The following is a 25,980-nucleotide window of genomic DNA, read 5'->3' as shown; positions in this document are numbered from 1 at the left end:
TCTATTTGGTTGAGTAAGTGGGTAGGACCGGGTTGCTACTGGATTGCACGGTGCCGCTCTTGCTGTTCTGCTCGATCGTGTTGTAGTTGCCCGGGATGTTTTTCGGCACGTTCGCCAGCGCCTGCTGCTCCATCTGTGCGGTGAATTCGCTGAAGTCGATCTTTGTGAAGTCAATCGCACTGACCTGGGCTGGCGTCAAGCCACCACAACCTTCCAGCGGCAAGCCGAGCTGGGTCTTACCCTGTATGTTGATGATTTTGGCGAGCAGCGAGTTGAACGAACAATAGTTGTCGACGTACTGCACGCAAGCGCCCAACACCTTCTTTGAACATGTCTCGTCGATAAACGTGCTGAGGTCCGCGCCCTTGTGTAGTGCGAGCAACTGTTCTGCCTGCGAGCACTTTGAAAGCGACGTGATCACCTGTATCGCGACCATTGCGGCGAAGACATACGGGTTGAACGCGAGATAACCGTTAGATCCGAATGTCGCGAGTTCGATATTGCCGCCGAAGAGGCCGGCCCCCATCGAACCCCAGCCAGCCGTGAAGCCGAACGCGCCGACCGAGAAGCCATTGGCTGCGAGGTTCGTGCCGAGGTTGCCGCCGCCGTTTGCTGCATCAAGCGAAAACGCAGTCGTGAAATTCTCCGTCAGTGCGTTCGTGAAGATGCCGTTCGTGTACATGGCATCGAACACGTAAGGCGAAGCGAGGTCGATCGCCTTCTCGCCTGCATACTTCACAAGCGACCCTGCGGCGCCGACCGCTGTAGACATCGCTACGTTGTTCGACGTCGCTCCGGGCGAGCTCTTGCAGCAGTTCTGGATGCCTTCGTAGCCCTTGCGGCAGCTTTCGGCAACGCCCTTGAAAATGGTGTTGCCGTCCGTATAGGTTTGCCCCTCGCCAAGAATCTCGAGCCCCAGCGCACCCTTGATGAACGAGTCGTTATTGTTAGGCGGGGTCGGGAACCCACCGTCGTTAAAGAGGCCACTCGTGCAGTTCAGGTTCTGTGCCGTCTGTTGCGCCTGGGTCTGGCATTTATACGTATACGTCCACTGATCGCACTTGCCGGTTTCGGCGATCGTGTCATTACAAACGCTTGAGACAACGCCGCACGCCGGGTCGCTACGATACTGCCCGCAGGTATCGGTTGTTGTTCCTGTGCACGCGTAGTTGTACGAATACTGCCAGCAGCTGTATGGCACCTGGAGTGCGCCAGACGGCAGAGAGGCGTTCGACAGGCAAACCTGCTGGCCGTTCGAATCTGTCTTGCACGGCGTGGTGTCGATGCATGTCTGCGAGCCAGGTACAAGCGAACATGCTCCCGCTCCGTAGGTTTGTGCGAAGGCGACGGGAACGTTGCAGGCGAACGTGAACAGCAGAAGCGCAATGACCTGCCGTAGGAAGCGGGAGAAGTTTGTCATGTGCCTTCTCAATTCGTAGGTGTGGCGAGCGACGAACCGGCGCTCTGTTCGTAGACGCCACATGTATCCGTCCACGTCGTGGTAACCGTCTGCTTGACGCAGTTGGTTCCAGTGAGCGACTGGCCAGATGGGCAGCTATACGTGATCGTGGGTGCCGTTTGCGTGACCGATACGCATGACTGGCCCTGCACCGAGCCGCCGCTCGGACAGTTGTACTGAGCGCCCACGGTGATGGTCTGGATACACTGGGCGCCATCCCACGAGTATCCGCTCGGACATGATTTGAGCGGGAGGAACCAGCACGTCCCCGCGTAACAGGTCACGAGATCCATCCCCTCATAAGTCGGAGGGTAAGCGGTCACGTCTGAGAACTGCTTCATGCACGTGTTGTTGCCCGAGATCGTCATGGGCGTCGTATCACTCGGGCAGGTCATCGAGGCCGCAAGCGTGTTGGTCTGGACACATTGATTAGCGCCTGACTGAATGTACCCGGCCGGACAGGTGATGGTCGGCGCATAGGTGTACTGGTTTTGACAAGCGCCATTGACGAGACTCCCGCCTCCCGGACAGCTTTCGGTTGAAATGGCCTGATTGATCGTGTTGACGATCTTCGCGCTCAGATACTGCGAGCAGGCGTTTTCTTCTTCGTCGGTCGACACCGTGCAGGTGTTGTACGCATATTGCGCGGGCTGGGTAACGACGGTGTCAGAGGTACACGTTTGCGTGAGCGTGTCCGTGGCTGTGTTTCCCAGGTTGCCTATCACCTGAAAGATCGGGTCCGACGACGTCACTTCATTGCCGTAGTTGTACTGTCCTTGACCAGCGCCGTAGGTGCCCGCGCAGTTGGCGGACGAGCCAAACTGAGTCGAAGTCGCGCCAAGCACTGACTTCTGGTTCCCGGTCGGCGTCATGCACTGTTCATTCAGGAAATTGACGGCGGCACAGTACTGGTTCTGGTACGGGTCACTTCCGGGGGTATAGCTGGCGCAGTACGACTCAGCCTGGCGTCCGAACGCCGTCAGATTTGAATTCTTCGCAGCGTTCAACGAATCCGATGCAGTGTTTGGATTCGAAAAGCCACCGAGGCCTGTTGGGACCGACGAAGATACGCCAGTCTGGTTGCCCCAAGTGCTCGAACTTACCCCGGTCGGATTGACGATCTGCGAAGGAGAAGTCGGCTTGATCGAGTTCGCGAAGGCTGTGCCATTCGCCACGTCTGAGGCACTTTGCGCATAAGCAGCCGTAACGCCGCAGGCGAGAAGGAGGACGGCGATAACGCGCTTCATTGACGGCTCCCCTTTGCTGCGGGTGCGTCGGGCGTGGCGCTTCTAACCGCTTTGGCGGCCTGTTCCGGGGTCATGCCGCCAGCGGCGACGGCACCTTGAATCGCGGCAGCGACTTCAGGTGTGTCAACTGGCGTGGACGCATCGGCGCACACGCTGTTGTAGGGGACGAGTTTGTCGGGGTGCCCCTTGCACATGCGCAAAGGCGGCTCGCCGTCTTCACAGATGTTGAACTGCCCCGACATATCGGAGTACATCACTTTCGCGCTCGGCTGCCCGATGATGAACCCGACACGTCCACAAAGCGGCTGTTGCGTGAAGCGGGTAATGCGCTGCGCGTAAACAACGACGGGGCCGCTGTCGCCGGTTCGCTTCTTGATGGCGACGACGGCTTTGCCAAAGTTGCCGTCGTCGGACAGGGGCGCGCTGGCCGAGCCGTTCGAAAGCGCCTGCGTAAATACGCTTGACGGTCCTTCGTCTGCACGAGCCAAGGTGGAAATCATCACCACGAACGCGCATAGGGACCAAGCCGGGAGTGACAGCCTCATGGGTTCTTTTCCTTATTGCCTTGTATGGCTGACAAATGGGGCGAACTGGTCAACGTCCTGTTGCCGGAAGGGGAGGTAAGGAACGCTCCACGCATAGTGGAAATGGTTGGATGCGCGCTCCTTTTCCAGTGAGCGGATCTCGGTAGGGACAAAGCCGACGATTCCAGGCACTACGGTGTTGTAGCGGATCAGGGCCTCTTTAGGGTCTGCCGCAATATTGCCGGTCTGGCGGTAGCAACTGATCGCGTCGTCGCGCAGGGTATTGCCATCGAGATTGTGACGGTAGCGATCGACCAGCATGTACTTGCAGGCAAGGTATTGGGGATCGGCTCCCGCGTCATGCGTCACTTTTGCGAGCAGGGGATAGCCGTCGTCAATGCCTGCGACGATCGATTCGCGTAGAAGGGTCACGCGTTGTGGCAGGGTTACGCGGTCGTCGTAGAGTGCCTTTGGAATGCCGGCCAGACTGGACCAGCATGACTGTGCGTAACGAGCCGCCTGCGCGCGATCGCCAACCCGATAGCTGAGGAATGCACCAAACCCGCACACACGATAGGAAGCGTCCGGGCTGATGGACGAGGCGCGCGCGATATAGCCAAGCGCGTTATTGAAATCTGCGCGGGACCCGAGTTTTCCATAGGCCGACGCGACAGCGAGGTTATAGATCGCTGGCTGATAATTGCGGGCGGCCGCTGCCTGATATAGCTGTAGCGCGCGAGAGACATTCTGTGGATTCCCGAACAGGCCATATTCAGCAGCGAAGCCCTCGAACGTCAACGCTTCGGGGATGTTCTGATCCGCCAACGCCGCGAGCTTGCCAAGCAGATCCGTGCGCTCCGCCGGCGACGCGCTCGTCAGTTGGATCATCCACGCGATCATCGTCTCGCCGTCGTTGCTAACGACCGCGTGGTTTCCATATTTCAGTCGCTCACCCAGGACCTTCGCCTTGGGCAGCATTGCTTTTGCCTGTGCGACCGCGGCGTCATTCACGCTGTCGATCACGGATCTGTTTTGACGCTGGAAGTTCGACTGGAGCTGGCTGAAGACGGGCGAATTGAATGTTGACTCGGCGAAGCCCTTGACGCTCTCAGGCGTCGTTGGCTGCATCTGAGCAGCCGAATAGCCAGGCAACAGCGCGGCCAGACAGGCAGCAGAAAACAATGAGAGACATCCCCGTGTGGTCGTAACTTTGTTCTGCATCGTTCTATTGAGAGGGCAGGTTACCTTAATTATAATCAGTTATCGTGCGGACTCAAATTTAAATCTGCGACTCGGCGGGTACGCAACAGATGGTCCAGCGCAGAGACCTCAACGGGGTAACGAGCGATGCAAATTAGAAACGGGATGCTGCTGGAAGAGATACCTGAAGTCGACGGATTGGACGACCTGACTGAGGAAGAACGCCGGAGCGTCATGATGATCCGCGAGGGCAGCAGTGAGCAGGCGCCCATCGAACTCGCCATTCGCAATCTTTTCGTGTGGGCGATTATCAGTAAGGCCGAAGACGTCCACATTGAAGGGCGAGGGCACCGGGACTCGCCGACGGTTCATGTGCACGTGAGACTGCCAGGCGGCATGGTGAACTTCAAGTTCGAACCCCGAGGCAAGGAAGCGCGGCATTGGGAAACCAAAATGTTCCAGCTCACTGGCACGTCGCAGGGGGCCACGACGCCAGAGATCGCTTCAACGCGTTTTGACATCGTGCTGCCGTCTGCTTTCGCGTCGCGGCATGGGCTAAAACCGTTCGAGGACGATCCATCCTATCGGGTGGACATCCGGGTCGAGTACACGAGGACATACAACGGCTTCGCTTTCATCAGCCGCCTGCTCGATTCTCAGCGCGCGCCGAAACTGGAGGAGCTGGGTCTTTCCTACACGCTGTACCGCATCATCCTGCGTGCATTGAACGAACCGAGTGGCCTCATCCTGGTGACCGGGCCGACAGGCTCGGGAAAGACCACACTGCTAAACGCCATGCTAGCGGTGCTGAACGACGGCACGCGAGCGATTGATACCGCGGAAGACCCGGTTGAGATCGCACTGCGCGGCATAGGCCCGATCAAACAGCGGCAGATCGGTGGAAACATCACCTTCCCGCGCGCCTTGCGCTCGATGCTTCGGTCGGGCCCAGACGTCATCCTGATCGGCGAAATTCGCGACGCGGAGACGATGGAAATCGCACTTCAGGCCTCGCAGACAGGTCACATTGTTCTCGCGACGCTGCACACCAACGACAGTGCTGAAACCTTCTCCCGGGCGCTCGATCTCACGCTGGACAAGGGCCGGGACGCATTCCGGCTCGCGCAGAATCTCAAACTCGTGGTCGCGCAACGTCTCCTGACCAAATACGAGGGACCGGTGGTGAAACGCCGGCTGACGCGCGATGAGCAGCAATGGCTCGATGCGAACGGCATCCCGTACGGCGACGATATCTCAGAGGTCGTACCTGAGCGGGTCGTCGGCAAGGTGGCCGTACTCGAGGCGGTTGTCACAACACCTGAAATCAAGCAGGTTATCCGGGCTGACCGGATGGATACGTCAGCCATCTATCGTGCGGCGTGCGACCAGGACCATTTCGAGCCGCTTGCGACCGGAGGAGTACGGGCGGTGCAGGCGCACCTGTCGACTTTGCACGAATGCATGCAACGTCTCGAAGGCAATACCGACGCCCGTATGCACCCGAGCCTGCGGGTTCGACTGGCGCGTCAGCACGGTCTGGATTTTGTACAGGTCGCTGATGCGATCGATGCCTATCACCTGGACGCCGACAGCGGCAGCAAAACCACGATCGAACAACACATCGAGACTGCCACGCTTGGCGCGCTGAACAAGGTCATCGAACAGGAGGCGGCATGAAAGGCATCGCATCACTCATTGTGGCGGCGGCCGCGGCGACGTTTGCATGCTGTGGGCACGCGCAGGTTCCAGCGGGGATGGAACAGCTCAAACCCTATTTGCAGGTAAAACCGGTTGCGGGCGACGAGGAGACGGTCCGCGTATTCTTTTCTCCGAGTTGCCAGTTTTCAAGAAACTACTTTCAGTTTTTTAAAAATCTCGAAGCAACGATGCCGAAACCCAAAACGTTTGAATTCACGCCTTTGGTAAATAAAGGAGATGGGCTCGCCTTCGCATTAAGCTTTTTAGCCGTCGAGAAATATTATCCGTCGTACGTCCATAATTTTATGGAGGCGTCGTTTATTGGAGCACAAGACCTCGGTATCTCGACCGTGAATTGGGCCGGAATTGACCGCATCGGGAAGGCGGCTCACGTACCAGTTTCCGTACCGCTGCTGGTCAAGCAGCACGAAGCCGCCCTCAGGACTGACCTGGCCGCGCTCCTGACGCTGCAGAAGGACCTGCAGGTGACAAATACGCCGGCCGTCTCCGTTGCCGGAACTTACATCGTCACGCCGGAATTCACCAACGGGGACGCGCAGCTCTTCAGCCAGCTGGTCAACGGCATCATCTCGATGGCTCGCTGATGGCGGGCCCGAACCAGAATCTGTCGCCCGCGAAGGAGACGCGCGGGCGAAAATACGCGCTTACCACATTACATTTCTTAACAGTTTTCAAAGCTACCGTCATAATTGTCCGGTTAAGATTCCGGGCTCTGCGTTGCGGGCTTCGTTTTTGCTGGTTCCCCGCAAACCTTTGCTTGCAGGCCGCTTTCGTTCGACCATTTCTTATTTCAAACCAGCGTTGTAAAGTGCGCTGGTAGGGTCTTGCGCGCGTGAGTCGAGACAACTTGAGTTATGAAACTGTAATGTGCTGCACGACCTGTCACCGGAGAGTGGCGAAAAAAGTTGAAGACCTATGCTGACGGACGAACAGAAAAAACTTATTACTAAGGGTCTCAGCAGGGGAGTCGCCGACACCCAGATAGCCGAAGCCATCGGCGTTAAACACATGCAGGTGTTCAACTACCGGAAATCCATCGGCGTCAGCTCACAACAGGTGGTCGAAGCGCGGTACGACACATGGATACGGTTGCTTGAGGCAGGGATGAGCGTTGACCTCGTGGCTTCCATGTACCAGGTAAAGCCTGAGTCCGTGCTGAATAGCCTGTACCGGAAGCGCGATTTCTCTTACACGGAAGCGAAGAAGCGCGGTCAGAAGGCGATCGAGGCGGGTTTCCGCAAGGCGATGGGACTGACCGCTCAAGACCTTCAGGAGCAACGGACTCAGGCTTGGGTGCGGCTATTTGACTCAGGCATGTCGGTGGAAGCGATTGCGGACATCTACAAGCTGAAGGCCTCGACCGTGCGCAATGCCATCAGGAAGGCGACGGACATGAAGGTCCCTTCAGAGTCCGCACATGGGGCGTTCGACTGGTGAGAGGCAGCCTAGAAACGCAAAGGGCGAATTTCGCATGCGAAACTCGCCCTCTTGCTACCACTTAACAAACTTCAAAAACCGGGGCCGGGTCGTGCGCCCCAATCGTTATTCGGGCCGCGCGCGCCTTGCCCAAATCCATTTGGATTGACGTGATTGAACCCGCTCGGTCCGACACCGGACCCAGCGACATAATCACCGTCTTCATCCTCATTATCGAGCGGAATGCGCTTAACTAATTCGAGGATTTTAGCCGCCGCGTTTTTTAACATCGACATGATCACCTCTTCTGCTTTAAACCTTTTCTCTAGGCTAACACAAAAGCCCGTTTACGGGGTCGCCTTGATTTCGGCGCCAAAATCGGGTTAGGTCGAGCACGATCTGACAAGGGTTTCCCTTGTGCCCCCAAATAAATACTATTTAAAATCAGAGGCTTCCTGTCTCCCTTTAGGCGCTTGCGTTTATCTTTTTGCGTCGCGGGCAGCCTAGCAATTCGTTTCCGGACTAAGGGTACCTTCTCGTCGAAGACTCGATTTCAGCAATATGCGGGCGCAGGAGGCACGAGGTGGCCGGACGGAGCAATGAAACAGCGGCCACACGCGATGCAGGTACCAAGTCCCTGGGCCGGAACCCCAGCGTGCAATGCCTTTGTGCAGAGAGGAGTTCGCGGGCGGAGGACGTCCAGACTGAGCGTTGAAACGAACGCGGATGCCCGAAGTTTCTATCCCAAGTGGGTCGTGCGGGGCTTCGGCGAGATCGTGTCCATCGATGTCAAGCCTTGAACAATGCCGCAGTTCTCGACGACTGCCCCTCCGCCGCATCGCTGCCTCAACGCCGTCAATTGCTGACGCAGATGCGTGAGTTCAGCAATCCGTTCGTCGACGTGCGCAATGTGCTCATCCACGAGCGCGTTCACGTTTTCGCAACCGCCGGACGGGTCGTCGGAGGCAACCAGCAGCGCCCGCACTTCGTCGTGCGTCATATCGAGCGCGCGACAATTCCGGATGAAACGAAGCCGATCGACGTGGCTTGCGGTGTAACTACGATAGTTCGCGCCGTTTCGCTCGGGCGGAGGGAGGAGCGCCTCTTTCTCGTAAAAGCGAATCGTCTCAGTCGTGCAGTTCGCCAGTTTCGCTAATTCCCCGATCCTCATCTTTGGCGTCCCTTCTCAAAAAAAATCCTTGACCTTGAAGCAACTTCAAGGTGTGTACTGCGAGCATACAGCAGAATAAGGATACGAGCATGGCACACGGCGAAGACAAGACGACCGCTCAAGCGCTCGCTGACAAGTCGAAGCGGGAACCGGGGAACGATCCCATAGCGGGTTGTGGCGAGGCGGTTTGCTGCAGCGGACCTGCGCAGCTACCCCTTGACTTGCAAGCGTCAAGCGGGACGCAAAAGCACGAGCACGCACATGGGAACCGCGACCACGGCGCGGACGATCACCACGACCACGATCATTCCCAAGGTGGCGATCATCCCCACGCACATGCTCACGCCAACGGCGGCGAACATTCCCATGAGGCGCACGACCATGGCGACTCGTGCTGCGGCACTGCGCCAACCTCCTTCCAGGCCCTTGCCGGAGCGGTTGCCGTGGGCGGCTCGATCCGCACCCAGATGCGCATCCTGCAAATGGATTGCCCGACCGAAGAAGCGCTCATCCGCAAGAAGCTGGGCGGCATGCCCGAGGTGGCTGAGCTTCAGTTCAATTTGATGCAACGCGTGTTGACGGTGGTGCACCGGCCGGACGGGCTCGACGCCATCGTCAAGGCACTCGGCACGCTCGGCTTTAAGCCCGAGGTCGCGGGCGCAGCAGGCGATCCAGGTGCCTCGCCTGCCGCATCCGAGGTGCGCAAGCCCTGGTGGCCTCTTGCGGTGGCCGGTGCGGCCGCGGTTGGCTCGGAGGCTGCCAGTTGGGCGGGCGCGCCGGTCTGGGTCGTAGCGGCCCTTGCGCTCCTGGCCGTCGCTTGCTCCGGTCTCGGAACCTATAAGAAAGGCTGGATTGCCATTCGGAACCGCAATCTCAACATCAACGCGCTGATGAGCATTGCCGTGACGGGCGCGCTGCTGCTCGGGCAGTGGCCCGAGGCCGCGATGGTGATGGTCCTTTTCACCATTGCGGAACTCATCGAGGCGAAATCGCTGGACCGCGCGCGCAATGCGATTCAAGGTCTGATGCGCCTTGCTCCCGACAAGGCGACCGTCAAACAGGCGGATGGATCATGGGCGGAGATCGAGGCCGCGCAGGTCACCATTGGGGCCGTGGTGCGTGTGAAGCCCGGCGAGCGAATCGGACTCGACGGAGAAATTGTGAGCGGCCGCTCGACGGTGAATCAGGCGCCGATCACCGGCGAGAGCTTGCCGGTCGACAAGGCGCAGGGCGACGCCGTCTTCGCTGGCACGATCAACGAGGCTGGCTCGTTCGAATACCGGGTGACGGCGGCGGCCAACAACACGACGCTTGCACGAATCATTCATGCGGTCGAGGAGGCGCAAGGCGCCAAGGCGCCGACACAACGCTTCGTCGATCAGTTTGCGCGCGTCTACACGCCGATCGTTTTCGTGTTGGCCATCGGCGTTGCCGTCGTTCCGCCGCTGTTCTTCGCGGGCGCGTGGTTCGACTGGATCTACAAGGCCCTCGTGCTGCTCGTGATCGCCTGCCCGTGCGCGTTGGTCATTTCCACGCCGGTCACGATCGTCAGCGGCCTCGCCGCCGCGGCGCGCCACGGGATTCTGGTGAAGGGCGGCACCTATCTCGAACTGGGCCGCAAACTTGCCTGGCTGGCGCTCGACAAGACCGGCACGATCACGCACGGCAATCCCGTTCAGACCGAATTCGAACTTCGCGCGGTCGATCAAGACAGCATGATGGTTCGCTCCATCGCGGCGAGTCTCGCGGGGCGCTCAGATCACCCCGTCTCATTGGCAATCGCGCAAGCGGGTGATGCAAACGGCGTCGCTCGACTGAGCGTCGATGCGTTCGAGGCGATTCCGGGCCGGGGCGTCGCAGGCGTCGTGAATGGGCAGCGCTACTCGTTGGGCAATCACCGGCTCGTCGAGGAGCTCGGTCGCTGTTCGGTCGAGCTCGAATCCCGACTGGATGTACTCGAGCGGGAGGGCAAGACGGTCGTGATGCTGATCGACGAGACTCGCGTTCTCGGACTCTTCGCGGTAGCTGATACCGTGAAGGACAGCAGCAAGGCCGCCATATCCGAGTTGCACGCACTGGGCGTTCGAACGGCGATGCTGACTGGCGACAACCCTCACACGGCGTCGGCCATTGCGAGTCAGGTCGGCATCGATCGCGCGGAAGGCAATCAGCTTCCGGAAGACAAGCTCGAAGTCGTGAAGACGCTCTCGGACGGTCGGTCGATGGTGGGGATGGTCGGCGATGGCATCAACGATGCACCGGCGCTTGCACAAGCTGATATCGGCTTCGCGATGGGCGCGATGGGAACGGATACCGCAATCGAGACCGCCGACGTCGCGCTGATGGATGACGATCTGCGCAAGATTCCGACGTTCATACGGCTTTCGAGGGCGACGCACAGCATTCTAGTTCAGAACATCACACTAGCACTGGGGATCAAGGCCGTGTTTCTCGCGCTGACCATCGGCGGCTTGGGCACCATGTGGATGGCTGTATTTGCGGACGTCGGAGCGAGTCTGCTGGTCGTGGGGAATGGACTGCGACTACTTCGCAAGTAAATCGAGATTTCAACCGAAACGGGAGATGACCCATGAACTGGCTTGAAAGGATATTCGGAGGTCATCACGGTGGCCACAACAGTGGAGGTCACGATCGTGGGCACGGAAGCTCGCATGGTGGATCGCACGACGACAGACGCGGTCATCACGGAAGCAACCACGGCAACAATGGTGGGTATGTCGACGAACGCAGTCGCGCTTCCAATGAAGGGTGGGGCAGGACGCCCGGCGCTGCTCCCGCAGCGCAGCCGGGCCTGACGTGCCCAAAATGTGGCGCGGCCAATGCCGAAGGCGCTCGCTTTTGTAGCCAGTGCGCGAGCTCGCTCACGCCGCAAGCCTGCACGAAGTGCAATCAGCCGTTGGCGCCGGGCGCGAAGTTTTGTAGCCAGTGCGGCACACAGGTGACCACGTGACACCCGCTGCTAAACTTGCACTCCTCACGCTGCCACCTGTGCTCGCCGCTGCCGCAGGTGCTGTGATCGCGTCGGCGCGCAAGCCTAGCCCACGCACCACCAGCGTCATCCAGCACTTCACGGCGGGCATCGTGTTCGCCGCCGCGGCGCTCGAATTGCTTCCCGAAGACCGCAAGCATGCCCTGTGGCCGGTCGTTATCGGGTTTGCACTGGGCTTAGGACTGATGCTGGGCATCAAGGCGGTCTGCAACCGTCTGGAAGAACGACTTGAAGGTTCCGCGCTTCCAACCGGCCTCGTGGTCGTGACTGCGGTCGACCTGATCATCGACGGACTTGTGCTGGGAATTGCCTTCGCGGCGGGAGAGGAAACTGGCGTGATCCTAACCATCGCGCTTACCCTCGAAGTGCTTTTTCTGGCGCTATCTGTCAGCGCAGCGCTGAGCGCTTCCGGGGTGCGTAGCCTTTGGGCAATCGTCGTCCCGATTGCGCTTTCTGCACTGCTCTCGGTATCGGCTGTGGCGGCCCATGGCGCACTTGCCAACTTACCCTCGGTCTATTACGCGGCACTCCTCGGGCTGGGAACCGTTGCGCTCATTTATCTGGTGACCGAGGAGTTGCTCGTGGAAGCGCATGAGGTGGCTGAAACTGCGCTTGCAACCACAGCGTTCTTTGTCGGTTTCATCGTCTTCTTCGTCATTGAAGCGACGGTCAAGACGGGATGACCATTCTGCGGGCAAGATGACAATTTTCTCATCTTCGCGTCATTGAGACGCACCGTCGGCACTCCACACTGAGTTGAGCCATATGCGGCTCAGTGTGGAGTTCACCGATGAAATCGAAAGTTGTTGTTGCAACGGCCTTGTTGATGGCCGGCTTGGCGCAAGCGCACGAAGGTCCATTGAACGAGGGGAAAACGCGGGAGCAAACGCGTCAAGAACTCGAGCAAGCCTATAAAGACGGCGTACTGCCCTTCAGGCGAAGCGAGTACCCGCCCACGGCGGCATCAAAGAAGAAGAACCGCGACGCGTACCTGCGGGCACATCCTGAAGAAATCGCGAAGCCCACAACCTCGGAAGCGAATGCCGGCCAGTAACTCGACTTGAGTGAGATGCTGGTCGCAACAGCTTGCGACCGCTTTGTTCTAAATAAACTCGATATTGCTGCGGCCCGTTCTCCCACGGGACGCACGCTTTTTTGCAACGGCATAAAGCCGAGGACCCAGCGTACTGAGTCAGAAATTGTGCGGTTAGTGGCTTGCCCGAAGATGACAAAAATTTCATTTTGATCTCATCTTGGCACTGCGATAGAACCGTAGCATCGCATCACCCCCATCCTTCAATGTCGCACATGCTCACGCGAACCCTTGCCGTCATGGCTCTCCTGGCGGTCACAACATCAAACTACACACAGGCGTCTCCCGTTCAGCCGATTGCGGATGAGGGCGGCTTGCCGCAGTCTCCGAGCGTTTCACCAACGGATCTGCCGCAAGTTTCATTGATCGACGTGCTTGGGCTTGCCGCGCAGAGCAACCCCCTCTTGCGAGGCGCGAGGGCGGACTCGGACGCATCGGCCGGCGCATTGATGCAGGCCGGCGCCAGGCCCAACCCCGAATTGTCGCTTCTGCAGGAAGGGTTTGGTGGTACGGAGCGCACGAGCACGGCGACCGTGAACCAGCTTATCGAACTCGGCGGCAAACGTCAGGCACGGCTGGACGTGGCGTCCTATGGTCGAGAGGTTGCGCTCGCCGCGCTCGACGGCAGAGGCGCGGCATTGCGGGCAGACGTCATCTCCGCGTTCTACGAAGAGCTCGCCGCGCAGCGGCAAGAGCAGGTCGCGCGTGAATCCGGCGACATCGCGGCCCGCTCTGCCGATCTTGCGGAGAAGCGTGCGCGCGCAGGCAAGGTTTCGCCGGTCGAAGCCACCAAGGCGCGCATTGCCGCGAGTGCTGTCCAGATCGAAGTGACGAATGCAACTGCGCGTGTCTTGACCGCTCGCGAGCGTCTGGCATCCGTCACCGGCAACGCGCAAGTGCGGGGCAGCGCAGCCGGAGGCGATATTGAGTCGGTGCCGAGTCTTGAGCCGCTCTCGGTACTCGTCAGTCAATTGAACGATAGCCCAGGCTCGCGCGTGGCCCGCGCCGAAATGTTGCGTTCAGACGCTGCGATCTCCGTTGAGCGAGCCAAGCGCATCCCAGATATCACGGTCAGCGCCGGTATGAAGCGGGTCATCACCGGTGGCATTCCCGACAATCAGGCCGTCATCGGCGTATCGATTCCGCTGCCTCTCTTCGACACGAATAAAGGTGCGCTTTTAGAGGCGGCTCACAAAGCCGAGAAAGCCAGCGCCGATTTCGATAACGAGCGCTTGCGGCTGCAACTGGAGTTGACCCGCGCGTATGCGAACTACGAAACATCGGTTCAGGCGGCTCGCAGGCTCAAGGACGACGTGCTGCCGGCCTCCAAAGATGCATTGAACGCCATGTCGAGAGGATTTGAACTCGGCAAGTTTGCTTTCCTCGATGTGCTCGATGCACAGCGCACGCTGTTCCAAGCGCAATCGCAATACGTGCAGGCGCTCACCGACGCTCACCTTGCGTATGCCGAAGTGGGGCGCCTGGTTGGCACGCCACTTCCCGCCGTCTCGCTGTCGAAGAACACTTTACCCTGAAGGAATCACCATGCCGCGCCGTAGAACATACTTCCTCATGACCGCTCTCGGTGGGATCGGCATCATCATTGCCGCCTACGCGATGACGCAAAAAAAGGAAGCGCCTGCGCTCGAGCCCCCGGTCGCCGAGGCTCAACAGGGCGAGGCGAATGCCAGTGCCGGACAGCACGGCGGCGTCCTCCTGAAAAATGGCCCGCTCACGCTCGAAGTCGTGCTCGCCGAGAAGCCCGGTGACTCGCGTCTCATCGTTTACCCCGCGAGCGATGGCAAGCCGCTGTCGAGGGAAGTGGTGGTCTCGGCAGCCGTGACCCGTTACGACGGGCAGAAAGAAACGTTGCAGTTTAGGCATTCCGCGCAGAAATACACGTCCACCGAGCCCATTGCGAAACCGCACGTGTTCGATGCGATCATCGAGGTCAAAGGAGGCGGTCGCAATGCCTCATTCGAATATTCCCGCACCGATGGGACGGTGGTGCTGTCCGAGGAGCAACTGAAGACCTCCAAGATCGATCTGGCCAAGGTCGGTCCGGCGCAGATCGCAACCTCGTTTCAGTTGCCCGGCGAGATCAAGTTCAACGAGGATCGCACAGCTCACGTCGTGCCTCGCGTGGCCGGGATCGTCGAACGCGTGGATGTGTCCATCGGGCAGAACGTAAAGAAGGGGCAGGTGCTTGCCGTGATCGCGAGCACCGGTCTGGCGGATCTTCGCAGCGAACTGTTGACGGCCGAGCGGCGTCTGTCGGCCGCGCGCACGACATACGATCGGGAGCAGACGTTGTGGAAAGAACGCGTGTCCGCCGAGCAGGACTTCCTGCAAGCACAGGTGCAATTGCGCGAAGCGGAGATCGCGGCGCAGAACGCTCGCCAGAAGCTCGCCGCGATCAATGCGCCTGCGGGCTCCGCTAGCCTGAATCAGTACGAGTTGCGTGCGCCTTTTTCAGGGACCGTGGTCGAGAAGCATGCGACACCGGGCGAGGCCATCACCGCGGACGCCAATGTCTTTGTGATCTCGGACCTTTCCAGCGTTTGGGCAGAAATGGCGGTGCCGGCACAGCGGCTCAACGACGTTCGCGTGGGACGGGAAGCCACCGTGAGCGCCGCAGCGTTCGAATCGACCTCGCGCGGGCCCATCGCCTATGTCGGCGCATTGTTGGGTGAACAGACGCGCACCGCACCCGCACGGGTCGTGCTGCCAAATCCCGACGGCGCATGGCGGCCCGGCATGTTCGTCAATGTCTCAGTCGACGCAGGCAAGCAGGACGTGCTGATCTCCGTTGCGAGCGACGCCCTTCAGGACGTCGATGGCGCGCCGTCTGTGTTTGTCCAGTCGTCCAAGGGATTCGTCGCTCAGGCTGTCGAAACGGGTCGTCGTGATGAACGGGTCACCGAAGTCGTCCGGGGCCTGCACCCTGGCCAGCAGTACGTTGCGGCGAACAGCTTCGTGCTGAAGGCGGAGCTCGGTAAAGGTAGCGCCGAAGAAGAATGAACAGCGCAACCCGCTACATAACGACGCGGCCCTTCGCGCCGCGCGCTTCCTGCTGCATCAGAGGACCATTCCATGTTTGAGCGATTGATTCGCTTCGCGATCGCGCACCGCTGGCTTGTCATGCTCGCGGTCGCTGCAGTGGCCGCCTTCGGCATGTACAGCTATCAGAAGCTGCCGATCGATGCCGTGCCCGACATCACCAACGTTCAGGTGCAGATCAACACCTCTGCTCCAGGCTATTCGCCCCTCGAGGCGGAGCAGCGCATCACTTATCCCGTCGAGACAGCGATGGCGGGTCTGCCGAACCTGGAGGAAACGCGCTCGATCTCGCGATATGGCTTGTCGCAAGTGACGGTCATCTTCAAGGACGGCACGGACATTTACTTCGCGCGTCAGCTGGTCAACGAGCGGATTCAGGAAGCAAAGGACAAGTTGCCGCCCGGTGCAACGCCTGCAATGGGCCCGACTTCGACAGGACTCGGCGAAATTTATCTCTGGACCGTAGAAGCGGATCCGTCTGCGCGTAAGCCTGACGGGACGCGTTACACGTCGTCGGATCTGCGCGAGCTCCAGGACTGGGTCGTGAAGCCTCAGCTTCGTAATGTGCCGGGCGTGACTGAGGTGAATTCCATCGGCGGATACGTCAAGGAGTTTCGCATCGCGCCGAACCCGACCAAGCTCATGTCGTATGGCTCGACGCTGGCAGACGTCGTGCGGGCGGTCGAGCGCAACAACGACAATGTCGGCGCGGGCTATATCGAGAAACGCGGCGAACAGTATCTGGTACGCGTGCCGGGTCAGGCGCGCTCGGCGGAAGATCTGGCGAATGTCGTACTGACGAACGTGGGGGGCGTGCCCGTTCGCGTGAAGGACATCGCGCAGGTCGACACGGGGCGTGAACTGCGTACGGGTGCTGCGACGTCCAATGGTGAAGAAGTGGTGCTCGGCACGGTCTTCATGCTGATGGGAGAGAACAGCCGCGCGGTATCGAAAGCCGTCGCGCTCAAGATGGACGACGTCAATCGTTCGCTGCCCAAGGGCGTGCGCGCCATTCCTGTGTATGACCGGACCAATCTGGTCGAGAAGGCCGTGGACACGGTCAAGAAGAACCTTCTCGAAGGTGCGGTGCTGGTCATCGTCATTCTGTTCCTCTTCCTGGGCAACATCCGCGCGGCCATCATCACGGCGCTCGTCATTCCGCTGTCGATGCTGATGACCTTCACCGGTATGGTGAACGCGAAGGTGAGTGCGAACCTCATGAGTCTCGGAGCGCTCGACTTTGGCATCATCGTCGATGGTGCGGTGGTGATCGTCGAAAACTGCGTGCGGCGGCTCGCGCATGCACAAACTCTGCTTGGCAGACCGCTGACGCGCGAGGAACGGTTTGCCGAAGTGTTCGGCGCATCGCAGGAGGCGCGGCGGGCCCTCATCTTCGGGCAGCTCATCATCATGGTGGTGTATCTGCCGATCTTCGCGCTCACTGGCGTGGAAGGCAAAATGTTCCATCCGATGGCCGTCACGGTCGTCATGGCCCTGGCGGCGGCGATGGTGCTGACCGTGACGTTCATTCCGGCGGCGGTCGCTCTATTCATTGGCGAGCGTGTAGAAGAGAAAGAAAACCGCATCATGGGCTGGGCGCGGCGCGCCTATGAGCCTGTGCTGACTCGGTTCATGGCGCAACCCAAGCGCGTGCTGAGCGGTGCTGTGGTCATCGTTGCACTGACGATGGGACTTGCGACCCGACTCGGTAGCGAATTCATTCCAAGCCTCAACGAGGGCGATCTCGCCGTGGCCGCGCTGCGCATTCCCGGCACAAGTCTGTCTCAGTCGCTCGACATGCAGAAAACGATCGAGAAAACGCTCAAGCAGCGCTTTCCCGAGATCGATCGGGTGTTCGCGCGTACCGGCACGGCAGAAATCGCGGCCGATCCCATGCCGCCGAATCTGTCCGATGGCTATGTGATGCTGAAGCCGACGAAGGATTGGCCAGATCCTGACAAGTCGCGTGACGATCTCATCAAGGAGATCGAGACGGTTCTCGCCGAACTGCCGGGTAACGCGTATGAGTTTTCGCAACCGATCCAGCTACGTTTTAACGAGCTGATTTCCGGCGTCCGTAGCGACGTGGCCGTCAAGATTTTTGGCGACGATATGTCGGTGCTCAACAGTACGGGCGAGAGGATCGCGGCGGCGCTGAACAAGGTGTCGGGCGCGTCCGAAGTGAAGGTCGAGCAGACGACAGGCCTGCCGGTGCTGACCATCAATCTCGAGCGGGAGAAGCTGGCCCGGTACGGCGTCACGGTTGCCGATATTCAGGATGCGATCGCCGCAGCGGTCGGTGGTCAGAAAGCGGGAACGCTGTTTCAGGGCGACCGGCGCTTTGACATCGTCGTGCGTCTGCCCGACGAGCTGCGCTCGGATATTGAGGCGATCAAGCGGTTGCCGATTGCGCTTCCCGCGGCGGCGTTGGCGCCCGCGAGCGGGCCGGTCGTGCAGGCGCCGTACGTTCCGCTGGCAGAACTCGCGACAATCGAGGTCGGACCCGGACCGAACCAGATCAGCCGCGAAGACGGAAAGCGGCGCGTCGTGGTGAGCGCGAACGTGCGCGGGCGCGATGTGGGCTCGTTCGTGGCCGATGCACGCCAGCAGATCCAGCAGGATGTACAAATCCCGGCCGGCTACTGGGTGTCGTGGGGTGGCCAGTTCGAACAACTCCAGAGCGCAAGCGAGCGGCTGAAGCTCGTGGTACCCCTGGCGCTGTTCATGGTGTTTGTGCTGCTGTTCGTGATGTTTAACAACGTGAAGGACGGTTTGCTGGTGTTCACCGGCATTCCTTTCGCACTGAGTGGCGGTGTCGTATCGCTTTGGCTGCGCGGCATTCCGTTGTCGATTACGGCGGCGGTCGGCTTTATCGCCTTGTCGGGCGTCGCGGTGCTCAACGGCCTCGTGATGATATCGTTCATCCGGAGCCTGCGAGAGGGCGGGGCGGAGCTCGACGTCGCGGTCAGGGAAGGTGCGCTGACTCGCCTGAGGCCTGTGCTGATGACCGCGCTCGTCGCCTCGCTCGGGTTCCTGCCGATGGCCTTCGCAACCGGCACGGGCTCGGAAGTTCAGCGGCCGCTAGCGACCGTAGTGATCGGTGGCATTCTGTCGTCCACCGCTCTGACCTTGCTGGTTTTACCGGTGCTGTATCGGGTGAGCCACTCGACATCGATGCGCGCCGTGTTCGAAAAGCGCTTCGGCTTTCTCGCGCCAAGCTGGCTTCAGCGGCGCATGCGTCACTCCCGAGGTAACGTGTAATGCGAATTCTGATTGTCGAAGACGAGGCGAAGATGGGCCTCTATCTGAAACGGGGGCTTTCCGAGGCCGGGTACACCGTCGATTGGGTTGAGGACGGCTTATCAGGCCAGTATCAGGCTGAAACGGAAGACTACGACCTTCTGATCCTGGACGTGATGCTGCCCGGCCAGGACGGATGGTCAGTGTTGCAAAACCTGCGTCGCACGAAGAAGACCCCCGTGCTTTTTCTGACGGCGCGAGACGATGTGGGCGATCGGGTCAAGGGACTCGAGCTTGGCGCCGACGATTATCTTTCGAAGCCGTTTGATTTCGTGGAGCTCACCGCTCGCATCAAGGTTATTCTCCGACGAGGTCAGCCGAGTGATTCGAGCACCATCCGTGTGGCCGATCTTGAACTCGATTTGACCAAACGGAAGGCCTTAAGACAGGGCAGCTCGATCCTCTTGACGGCGAAAGAATTTGCTTTGCTGTGGTTGCTCATGCGCCGTAAGGGTGAAATTCTGCCACGCGCGACGATCGCCTCTCAGGTTTGGGACATGAACTTTAATAGCGATACGAATGTGGTCGACTCGTCCATCAGGCGGCTTCGTTCCAAAGTCGACGACAATTACGAGCCCAAGCTTATTCACACCGTGCGCGGCATGGGATACGTACTCGAAGTCAGGGATGGCAAGTGAGAACCTCAAGCGTCAGACGATGAAGCGCGACTTTCCGAGAACCCTGCGCGCCAGGTTGACCGTCCTGATCGTCGTGTCCACTTCGACTGTGCTCGCTTTGAGCGGCCTGGCGCTCTACGAGGCTTTGCGAAGCCGTATTGAATGGACCGCGACCGAGCAGATGTCGAGCATTCTGACGGCGCTCAGGAGCCACTTCGACGAGATCAAAACCGCGGACGAGATCGCGCGCAATCCGGAGATGTGGACGGATCAGCTTCATGATCACCCCAACATGGCCATGGCGATCTACGATAGTAAAGGAGCACGGTTGCTTCAGACGCCCGGGTTCCAACCGTCCACGCCGATGATCGCCAAGCGGTCGCCCTACGCGGTTAGCCTTGACAGATCGAACTCCAAGAAGCGCTATCTCACCGCCGCGACGCCGCTAAACGCTTCGCCTGGCGAGAGTGTTCGCGTCGTGCTGCAGTACGACGGCAAGAATGATGCAGAACTTCTTCGAGCTTATGCTTATACGATCATTGTGATCGAAGTACTCGGGGTGATGCTCGCCTCAGCGCTCGCATACGGGATTGCCAGATTTGGCCTAAAACCCTTGAGGCAGCTCGCCGCTCGCGCCGAGCAGATGTCCACTTCGAGACTCGCGCATCCCTTGCCGTCACTGGATACGTCCGGTGAGCTCAAGGAACTCGAACTCGCCTTCAACGGCATGGTCGAACGGCTCAACGAGTCGTTCACGCGTTTAAGCGAGTTTTCGTCAAACCTTGCGCATGACATGCGCACCCCGCTCACCAACTTACAGGCGGCGGCACAAGTTGCCTTGACCCACGAGCGTTCCGCGCAAGATTATAAGGACGTAATTGAATCGAGCATCGACGAGTATCAACGCCTCTCGCGAATGATCGAAGATATGCTTTTCATCGCGCGTGCCGAACAAGCTGATGCAATGCTGAAGATCAGACGGCTCGATGGAGCATTGGAGGCAGGCAGGGTAGCGGGCTTCTATGAGTCGTTGGCGGAGGACACAGATTTGAGTATCCGCATTTCTGGACACGCGCGTATAGATGCTGATCTGCTTCTTTTTCAACGAGCGCTGAGCAATCTCGTCTCCAATGCGATCGCTCATGCGCCTTCTGGTAGCACAATCGATGTTAGTTGCGAGGAACGCGGCGACCAGTCTGTCATTAGCGTCACGGACACCGGACCAGGAATCGAACCGGTACACGTGGATCGCATCTTTGACAGGTTCTACCGTGTCGATCCCTCTCGCCATTCGCGATCATCCAGCTCTGGTCTCGGTCTCGCTATTGTGAAATCTATTGCTGGCAGTCACGGGGGAAACTGCGGAGTCGAGAGTCAACCCCATGTCAAAACAAGGTTCTGGGTTAGCTTTCCGATCCAACGTATTCGAGACGTCCCACCTGCGCTCTGATTTTCAATCAACGCGTTGAAGTGGTTTATCGCCGTCGACCGAGAAAAAGCGAACGCGCGCAGAGCTCAATCACGCGCGCGTTATTTGCGATCAGACGGCGCTATCGAGCAGCAACCGAGTCGTGATGATCCACGTTTGGCGTTACTTCGCCAGCATGTCGAGACGTGGCGTGCACTTGCTTATTGCGAGCGACTTGCGCTTCAGTAGGCGGATACTGGGTCTTGCTCGTCGGCACAACGCCCTCGTGCTGAGCCTGGACAAGCTCCTGATGGACTTGTGCGCGTGACTTACCTTGCGCCATAGCAACGTTTGAAATTGCGCCGAGCGTGACAGACGCGGTAACAAGCAACGCTGCGAATTTGATTGCTTTCATCTCTTTTCTCCGTTGATTCAGACGCCCAATCGGCGCGTCTTGGAGAACAGTATGCGTGTTAGCCCCTTCGTCAGCGTGACGCGAAAATGAGAAATCTGTTAGAGAGAAGATAAGTGAAGGAGGGACCGTTCGTCACCGTATTCGCAAGCACGTAGATGACGCCAACATGATGAAAATATCATTTCCGCGTCATCGCCGCAATTCGCTTCTAAGCCACCATAACACTGTAAATCTGCTCGATCTCTGAGAGCAGAGCGGTGGAGTCAGGATTAACTCAGATTGGTGGACCTTATGCGTAGAAAGACGCTTGTTGCATGTACTGCAATCACCGCAATTACCCTTGCGGGATGCGCTCAGTTTGGTTCGTTCGATGCAAACATGTTGCCGTCATCCAACGACGTCACGAAACAAAAGTCCTCGGCGCTACCATCCAACAACCAAGTCGATTATGCGGGGCATCCTTGTACGAGCGCGAATCTGCACGTGAAGGCACACCCGTGTATCTTTCCGCGGGATCGAGCCGAGTGACGCAAGAATCGTCGCGCCGCGTGTTGACGATTGAAATGGAATGAAAGGGACGGCGTTGTGAAGAACGGGTTTTATAGGATAGGTCTTGGGAAAGGGCACAACGCGAAGGGCAAGGCACACAGCGAAAGTTGGTCGCAGTAATCGAGCGAATGGTCCACTAGGAATCAATCTTGATCGCCCTCATTCATTTGAGACGAACGCGCTCTGCAAGGCTTCTATCAGAGCCTGGTCTATGAGATCAAAATGACGATACTTTCATATTCAGATCATGTTGGCAAAGCGTCCAGTTGCCATAATCCACTCACAGAATTGCCATTCGGCAATTAACTCCTGGAGAAACTGAAATGAATGCGAAGAAGGTTGTGGGCGCGATGCTGACTGTATGTGCGACGCTGGGTCTGGTTTCGGAAGTGGCGATCGCGCAGTCCAAGTCGCGTGAGCAAGTCCGTCAAGAACTCATTCAAGCTCGTCACGAGGGCATCACACCGGCAAGCAAGACTCAATATCCACCGACCGAGGCGGTACTTGCGCGCAACAAAGAGATTCACGCTGCTACAACCCATGCCGGTGAAAGATCGCCGAGTGCGGATCAACACGATCAGATCTCGGGCCGCTAATGTGCGAAAAACGTAACTCGTCAGTAGGCACCGTCCGAACGGACCGATAAATGGGGTTCGCTTCCACGTGCGCAGGGACCGGGCCGACGATCATCCATGTCGTACCGGTCCCGCATGACGTCGTCAGATGGCTTCATTTCACTGTCCCCACTTCTTCAGGTGCGCCAGGAACGCATCGGCACCGACGAATCCGACGAGCTGCGCGTCGCGTTCCTGTCTTCCGTTACTGTCGTAGAAGATCAGTGCGGGCGGCCCAAAGAGGCCAAAGCGCCGCAACATCGCAAAGTCCTCCGATGTGTTCTTCGTCACGTCGAGACGCATCTGTATCACAACTTCAGCTCGCGTTCCAACTCAATCGGCAACGGATTGCTGCGGTCGTGGCAACAGAGGGCATCCGGGACCCCGGCAGACCGATGATCCTCTTGAGCGTCTGATACGCCGATTCAACAACGCCGGTCACTTTCGCGTCTGTCTTTGAGTCGCAAGTTCCACCGTCGTTGGCGGGCTGGCGAGCAGTCTCAAAATATCGAGGAAAGGCGTCTGAATTGAGAACACGCTCCGGAGACGCCGTGGCTGGAGGGTCGCCGGATTCAGCCGGACCCTGAAACTGAAGCTCGGTGTTTCGCTGCGCGTCCTGAGCAAAAAACCGTCTGCTTCGCATACCGTAGCAATTTTACATAACCTAACTTATCGCATTTTAATTCGGGAGGCCTTATGTCAAGAACCATCCGCTGACTAGACTCGTTTCGCGCTACATTATGTCAATTGTAAAGAATCGCCGCTGGTTGCTGTCGGCTGGACAGCCGATGCCAGGTCGGCATCCCGATTTGTACCGTAGCGCCGCCGATTTTGCGCCGCTAGGCTGGATCGCTTCGTGATCGCCGCGGAGCACAGACGATGGAAAGCTGGCGAACAGGCTATCTTGGGATCCGTCAAGTACCCCGCGATCTGAGCGAGTTTGAACTCAACACTTTCTTCACGTTCTCGAAGCAAGAGATCGCGCTCATCGAGACGCGGCGATCTGAATTATATCGTCTCGCCGTTGCGTTGCACGTCGGGTTCATACGAATGTCCGGCCGATCGCTGGATTCATATCGCCAGATACCTGCGATGCTGTGGCGGCACCTCGGTCGACAACTGCATGTCCAGCCGCCCGATCTCGGAACGCTGCGCTCGATCTACGACGGACGCTTCGATACGCTGTCCGACCATCGACGATTTGCTCAAATCATCGCGAACTTCCGCACGATCTCAGAGCACCAACGGACCACGGATTGGCTAGAATTTGGTTCCAGAACACACCCCTCTCGGGCCTTGCGGCCATTTCTCTGCGAGCAATTCGACCGCACCCCCGAAAGCCGCACCCCCACTTTTTGCATCTAAAATTGACCCACCCCTGATGTGCAGAAACATCATTCTGGTGCGTCGATTTCCTCCTCTTTTTGTCGTCTGGGTGAGCTTTTCCGGGTTGCAGCCCGCGAAGCGGGCTGCCCCGCGGTGCTGTTTTTGAAGCGCCAAGAATCGTTGCCTGTTTCGACGATATGGCAGTGGTGCGTCAGACGGTCAAGCAGCGCAGTCGTCATCTTCGCGTCGCCGAACACGTTCGACCATTCGGTGAAGCTTAGGTTGGTCGTAACGAGAATGCTCGTACGCTCGTATAGTTTCGAGAAGAGATGAAACAACAGTGCGCCACCCGTTTGAGTGAATGGGAGATAGCCCAGCTCGTCCAGAACGATGGCGTCGACGTACATCAAGCGATTCGCCAGCTGTCCCGGTTTGCCGGCGGCCTTCTCGGCTTCGAGCTGATTCACAAGCTCAACGGTGGTAAAGAATCGAACTCGCTTCCCGTGATGCTGTATCGCTTCGATGCCGATGGACGTCGCAAGATGCGTCTTTCCTGTGCCCGGGCCACCGATGAACACAATGTTTTGCGCGGATTCGCAGAATCGAACAGTATGGAGTTCTCGCACAAGAGCTTCATCGACATTCGCCTGCCCGAAGTCGAACCCGGCGATGTCACGATGGGCAGGGAAACGAGCTGCGGCCATTTGGTAGTTGATTGACCGGACCTGCCGCTCAGCAGTCTCCGCCTTCAGCAGCATCTGCATGAATTGCTCCGGGTCGAAGTCGTTGTGACGCGCCTGCGCTACCAGTTCGGGCCATGCTTGCGCCATTCCGTGAAGCTTCAACGATTTGAGAAGTGCAGCTGTTTCATTCGACATGACCATCCTCCTCATTGCGCGTAACTCGCAGCCGCTCGTAACGGCGAACGTCTGCAAGCGGTTCGACCTTGAGCGTGATTGCTGTTCTCACAACGTCACCCGGACGCTGCGACGGACTTTTTAGTCGAGCAAGGATGTTGAGGACATGGTCACCGCTCGGGCGTCCGGACTCGAGCGCTAATTCCACGGCGACGAGCACGGCTTCCAATCCATGAACGGGAGTCGCAGCGAGAACCTGAACCATCACGCGGTCGCCACCGGTTTGCTTCAACAAGTGTCTCTGCAGACGAAGCATTGGTTCGGGCATCGTCAAGAACGGGGCCCCGTTTCGCAAGGAACCGGGCTTACGCTCCACGAGATTGATGTAGTGCCGCCAGTCGTAGAAGGTTTGATAACGGTCGAAACTGCGTGGATGGCGCGCAATCTCGGCGCCATCCGCCACGACGCTGATGTAGGTTGGATAGCTCCGGAGGCTGACGATTTGATGGGCATACTCCGTCGGCACGCTGTAACGGTTCCGGTCGAGATGCACCAAACTCGTCGGCGAGACGCGCACCGGCTTCTCAATGTAGCCGTCGAAGGGCTTTGGAACCTGCATCAGCCGTGGACGTTCGTCGGCCAAGGCGTCTTCGACGCTCAGTTCCGGCCATTGTGGATGTCTCAGCTGCTTCCAGGCCTGTTGGCATCGCTCGGCCAACCATATGTTAAGGACCTCGAGCGATTCCCACCGGATATTGATTGCATCGTGCCAAATCTGTCGGCGCCGGTCCTGAACGTTCTTCTCGACGATGCCTTTCTCCCAGCCGGCCGCTCGGTTGCAGAATTCAGGCTCGAAGAGATAGTGGCCGCACATCGCGTGGAACCGCGCATTGATGGCTCTCTCCTTGCCCGGCCCAACCTTGTCGACGGCGGTCTTCATGTTGTCGTAGTTTTGTGCCCGGACTCGTTTTGTGCCCTAGCGGCCTGAGACGCGC

22 protein-coding genes and 2 pseudogenes are annotated in these 25,980 nt (G+C 58.8%); 14 read left to right on the top strand and 10 right to left on the bottom strand.

Annotation, left to right across the window (positions count from 1 at the left end):
• Position 1: 1 nt before the first annotated feature.
• Genes traN through NCR35_RS20485 form a run of 4 tightly spaced genes read right to left on the bottom strand, consistent with a single transcriptional unit; the run spans position 2 to position 4,451 of the window.
• Positions 2-1,420 (bottom strand): conjugal transfer protein TraN, encoded by a 1,419-nt coding sequence (gene traN / locus NCR35_RS20500; protein ID WP_051996573.1) that lies wholly within the window; start codon positions 1,418-1,420, stop codon positions 2-4.
• Between the two features lie 8 nt (positions 1,421-1,428).
• Positions 1,429-2,706, bottom strand: a complete 1,278-nt coding sequence (locus tag NCR35_RS20495; RefSeq protein ID WP_033537021.1) for a hypothetical protein — start codon at positions 2,704-2,706, stop codon at positions 1,429-1,431.
• Positions 2,703-3,251: a hypothetical protein gene (locus NCR35_RS20490; RefSeq protein WP_029672559.1), complete on the bottom strand. Its 549-nt coding sequence runs from the start codon at positions 3,249-3,251 to the stop codon at positions 2,703-2,705. The genes NCR35_RS20495 and NCR35_RS20490 overlap by 4 nt, the downstream gene beginning before the upstream one ends.
• 12 nt (positions 3,252-3,263) lie before the next feature.
• Positions 3,264-4,451, bottom strand: coding sequence for a hypothetical protein (locus tag NCR35_RS20485; RefSeq protein ID WP_233392129.1), 1,188 nt, complete (start codon positions 4,449-4,451; stop codon positions 3,264-3,266).
• A 144-nt stretch (positions 4,452-4,595) separates the two neighbouring features.
• On the opposite strand from NCR35_RS20485, the gene NCR35_RS20480 reads away from it, so the two are divergent.
• The 3 genes from NCR35_RS20480 (at position 4,596) to NCR35_RS20470 (ending at position 7,586) form a co-directional block, all read left to right on the top strand.
• On the top strand, positions 4,596-6,107 hold the full coding sequence (locus tag NCR35_RS20480; protein ID WP_233392127.1) for a GspE/PulE family protein: 1,512 nt from the start codon (positions 4,596-4,598) through the stop codon (positions 6,105-6,107).
• Positions 6,104-6,733, top strand: a complete 630-nt coding sequence (locus tag NCR35_RS20475; RefSeq protein WP_033537020.1) for a thioredoxin domain-containing protein — start codon at positions 6,104-6,106, stop codon at positions 6,731-6,733. The genes NCR35_RS20480 and NCR35_RS20475 overlap by 4 nt, the downstream gene beginning before the upstream one ends.
• 331 nt (positions 6,734-7,064) lie before the next feature.
• Positions 7,065-7,586, top strand: a complete 522-nt coding sequence (locus NCR35_RS20470) for a hypothetical protein (RefSeq protein WP_033537019.1) — start codon at positions 7,065-7,067, stop codon at positions 7,584-7,586.
• 71 nt (positions 7,587-7,657) lie between these two features.
• Here NCR35_RS20470 and NCR35_RS20465 read toward each other — a convergent pair whose 3' ends face one another.
• Both NCR35_RS20465 and cadR read right to left on the bottom strand, forming a co-directional pair.
• The gene (locus NCR35_RS20465; protein WP_144403809.1) at positions 7,658-7,861 is read right to left on the bottom strand and encodes a hypothetical protein; all 204 of its coding nucleotides are present in this window, start codon (positions 7,859-7,861) and stop codon (positions 7,658-7,660) included.
• A gap of 443 nt (positions 7,862-8,304) precedes the next feature.
• Entirely contained in the window at positions 8,305-8,736 is a 432-nt protein-coding gene (gene cadR / locus NCR35_RS20460; RefSeq protein ID WP_033537018.1) for a Cd(II)/Pb(II)-responsive transcriptional regulator, read from the bottom strand.
• Between the two features lie 89 nt (positions 8,737-8,825).
• On the opposite strand from cadR, the gene NCR35_RS20455 reads away from it, so the two are divergent.
• From NCR35_RS20455 to NCR35_RS20415, 9 genes are all read left to right on the top strand, one after another.
• Entirely contained in the window at positions 8,826-11,294 is a 2,469-nt protein-coding gene (locus tag NCR35_RS20455) for a heavy metal translocating P-type ATPase (RefSeq protein ID WP_075583539.1), read from the top strand.
• Between the two features lie 32 nt (positions 11,295-11,326).
• Positions 11,327-11,707 (top strand): zinc-ribbon domain-containing protein, encoded by a 381-nt coding sequence (locus NCR35_RS20450; protein WP_075583538.1) that lies wholly within the window; start codon positions 11,327-11,329, stop codon positions 11,705-11,707.
• On the top strand, positions 11,704-12,429 hold the full coding sequence (locus NCR35_RS20445) for a ZIP family metal transporter (RefSeq protein ID WP_033537016.1): 726 nt from the start codon (positions 11,704-11,706) through the stop codon (positions 12,427-12,429). Before NCR35_RS20450 ends, NCR35_RS20445 begins: the two co-directional genes overlap by 4 nt.
• A gap of 107 nt (positions 12,430-12,536) precedes the next feature.
• Positions 12,537-12,800 (top strand): DUF4148 domain-containing protein, encoded by a 264-nt coding sequence (locus NCR35_RS20440; protein WP_033537015.1) that lies wholly within the window; start codon positions 12,537-12,539, stop codon positions 12,798-12,800.
• A gap of 254 nt (positions 12,801-13,054) precedes the next feature.
• Positions 13,055-14,374, top strand: coding sequence for a TolC family protein (locus tag NCR35_RS20435; RefSeq protein WP_033537035.1), 1,320 nt, complete (start codon positions 13,055-13,057; stop codon positions 14,372-14,374).
• A 10-nt stretch (positions 14,375-14,384) separates the two neighbouring features.
• The gene (locus tag NCR35_RS20430) at positions 14,385-15,860 is read left to right on the top strand and encodes an efflux RND transporter periplasmic adaptor subunit (RefSeq protein WP_033537014.1); all 1,476 of its coding nucleotides are present in this window, start codon (positions 14,385-14,387) and stop codon (positions 15,858-15,860) included.
• 72 nt (positions 15,861-15,932) lie between these two features.
• Entirely contained in the window at positions 15,933-19,160 is a 3,228-nt protein-coding gene (locus tag NCR35_RS20425) for an efflux RND transporter permease subunit (RefSeq protein ID WP_033537013.1), read from the top strand.
• Complete coding sequence (irlR, locus tag NCR35_RS20420; RefSeq protein ID WP_033537012.1) at positions 19,160-19,837, top strand: heavy metal response regulator transcription factor IrlR; 678 nt, start codon at positions 19,160-19,162, stop codon at positions 19,835-19,837. The genes NCR35_RS20425 and irlR overlap by 1 nt, the downstream gene beginning before the upstream one ends.
• A gap of 19 nt (positions 19,838-19,856) precedes the next feature.
• Positions 19,857-21,266: a heavy metal sensor histidine kinase gene (locus tag NCR35_RS20415; protein WP_033537034.1), complete on the top strand. Its 1,410-nt coding sequence runs from the start codon at positions 19,857-19,859 to the stop codon at positions 21,264-21,266.
• Positions 21,267-21,366: 100 nt separating this feature from the next.
• Here the strand turns inward: NCR35_RS20415 and NCR35_RS20410 are convergent, their stop codons facing one another.
• Positions 21,367-21,639, bottom strand: a complete 273-nt coding sequence (locus NCR35_RS20410) for a DUF4148 domain-containing protein (protein WP_075583537.1) — start codon at positions 21,637-21,639, stop codon at positions 21,367-21,369.
• A gap of 872 nt (positions 21,640-22,511) precedes the next feature.
• On the opposite strand from NCR35_RS20410, the gene NCR35_RS20405 reads away from it, so the two are divergent.
• Entirely contained in the window at positions 22,512-22,784 is a 273-nt protein-coding gene (locus NCR35_RS20405) for a DUF4148 domain-containing protein (protein ID WP_033537011.1), read from the top strand.
• A 138-nt stretch (positions 22,785-22,922) separates the two neighbouring features.
• Here NCR35_RS20405 and NCR35_RS20400 read toward each other — a convergent pair whose 3' ends face one another.
• Positions 22,923-23,105 carry a thioredoxin fold domain-containing protein gene (locus tag NCR35_RS20400; RefSeq protein WP_033537010.1) on the bottom strand — a complete coding sequence of 61 codons (183 nt, stop codon included), beginning with the start codon at positions 23,103-23,105 and terminating at the stop codon, positions 22,923-22,925.
• A gap of 576 nt (positions 23,106-23,681) precedes the next feature.
• Here NCR35_RS20400 and NCR35_RS20395 point away from each other — a divergent pair.
• Positions 23,682-24,095, top strand: a pseudogene (locus NCR35_RS20395) (DUF4158 domain-containing protein); the annotation flags it as partial.
• Between the two features lie 101 nt (positions 24,096-24,196).
• Here the strand turns inward: NCR35_RS20395 and istB are convergent.
• Entirely contained in the window at positions 24,197-25,012 is an 816-nt protein-coding gene (gene istB, locus NCR35_RS20390) for an IS21-like element helper ATPase IstB (protein WP_375294349.1), read from the bottom strand.
• A pseudogene (locus tag NCR35_RS20385) lies at positions 24,996-25,934 on the bottom strand (Mu transposase domain-containing protein); the annotation flags it as partial. The pseudogene NCR35_RS20385 and the gene istB, both read right to left, overlap by 17 nt.
• Positions 25,935-25,980: the final 46 nt, after the last annotated feature.

Origin of the sequence: Caballeronia sp. AZ10_KS36, assembly GCF_023631105.1 — a bacterium.
Taxonomy (GTDB): Bacteria; Pseudomonadota; Gammaproteobacteria; order Burkholderiales; family Burkholderiaceae; genus Caballeronia.
This window is presented reverse-complemented; position numbering and strand designations above follow the sequence as displayed.

Coding starts and splice junctions, on each gene's coding strand:
- NCR35_RS20475 (WP_033537020.1), top strand. CDS start 6,104: ATGAAAGGCATCGCATCACTCATTGTGGCGGCGGCCGCGGCGACGTTT.
- NCR35_RS20495 (WP_033537021.1), bottom strand. CDS start 2,706: ATGAAGCGCGTTATCGCCGTCCTCCTTCTCGCCTGCGGCGTTACGGCT.
- NCR35_RS20405 (WP_033537011.1), top strand. CDS start 22,512: ATGAATGCGAAGAAGGTTGTGGGCGCGATGCTGACTGTATGTGCGACG.
- NCR35_RS20430 (WP_033537014.1), top strand. CDS start 14,385: ATGCCGCGCCGTAGAACATACTTCCTCATGACCGCTCTCGGTGGGATC.
- NCR35_RS20490 (WP_029672559.1), bottom strand. CDS start 3,251: ATGAGGCTGTCACTCCCGGCTTGGTCCCTATGCGCGTTCGTGGTGATG.
- cadR (WP_033537018.1), bottom strand. CDS start 8,736: ATGAGGATCGGGGAATTAGCGAAACTGGCGAACTGCACGACTGAGACG.
- NCR35_RS20435 (WP_033537035.1), top strand. CDS start 13,055: ATGCTCACGCGAACCCTTGCCGTCATGGCTCTCCTGGCGGTCACAACA.
- NCR35_RS20415 (WP_033537034.1), top strand. CDS start 19,857: ATGAAGCGCGACTTTCCGAGAACCCTGCGCGCCAGGTTGACCGTCCTG.
- NCR35_RS20450 (WP_075583538.1), top strand. CDS start 11,327: ATGAACTGGCTTGAAAGGATATTCGGAGGTCATCACGGTGGCCACAAC.
- NCR35_RS20480 (WP_233392127.1), top strand. CDS start 4,596: ATGCTGCTGGAAGAGATACCTGAAGTCGACGGATTGGACGACCTGACT.
- NCR35_RS20440 (WP_033537015.1), top strand. CDS start 12,537: ATGAAATCGAAAGTTGTTGTTGCAACGGCCTTGTTGATGGCCGGCTTG.
- NCR35_RS20485 (WP_233392129.1), bottom strand. CDS start 4,451: ATGCAGAACAAAGTTACGACCACACGGGGATGTCTCTCATTGTTTTCT.
- NCR35_RS20465 (WP_144403809.1), bottom strand. CDS start 7,861: ATGTCGATGTTAAAAAACGCGGCGGCTAAAATCCTCGAATTAGTTAAG.
- NCR35_RS20455 (WP_075583539.1), top strand. CDS start 8,826: ATGGCACACGGCGAAGACAAGACGACCGCTCAAGCGCTCGCTGACAAG.
- traN (WP_051996573.1), bottom strand. CDS start 1,420: ATGACAAACTTCTCCCGCTTCCTACGGCAGGTCATTGCGCTTCTGCTG.
- irlR (WP_033537012.1), top strand. CDS start 19,160: ATGCGAATTCTGATTGTCGAAGACGAGGCGAAGATGGGCCTCTATCTG.
- NCR35_RS20400 (WP_033537010.1), bottom strand. CDS start 23,105: ATGCGTCTCGACGTGACGAAGAACACATCGGAGGACTTTGCGATGTTG.
- NCR35_RS20470 (WP_033537019.1), top strand. CDS start 7,065: ATGCTGACGGACGAACAGAAAAAACTTATTACTAAGGGTCTCAGCAGG.
- NCR35_RS20425 (WP_033537013.1), top strand. CDS start 15,933: ATGTTTGAGCGATTGATTCGCTTCGCGATCGCGCACCGCTGGCTTGTC.
- istB (WP_375294349.1), bottom strand. CDS start 25,012: ATGGTCATGTCGAATGAAACAGCTGCACTTCTCAAATCGTTGAAGCTT.
- NCR35_RS20410 (WP_075583537.1), bottom strand. CDS start 21,639: ATGAAAGCAATCAAATTCGCAGCGTTGCTTGTTACCGCGTCTGTCACG.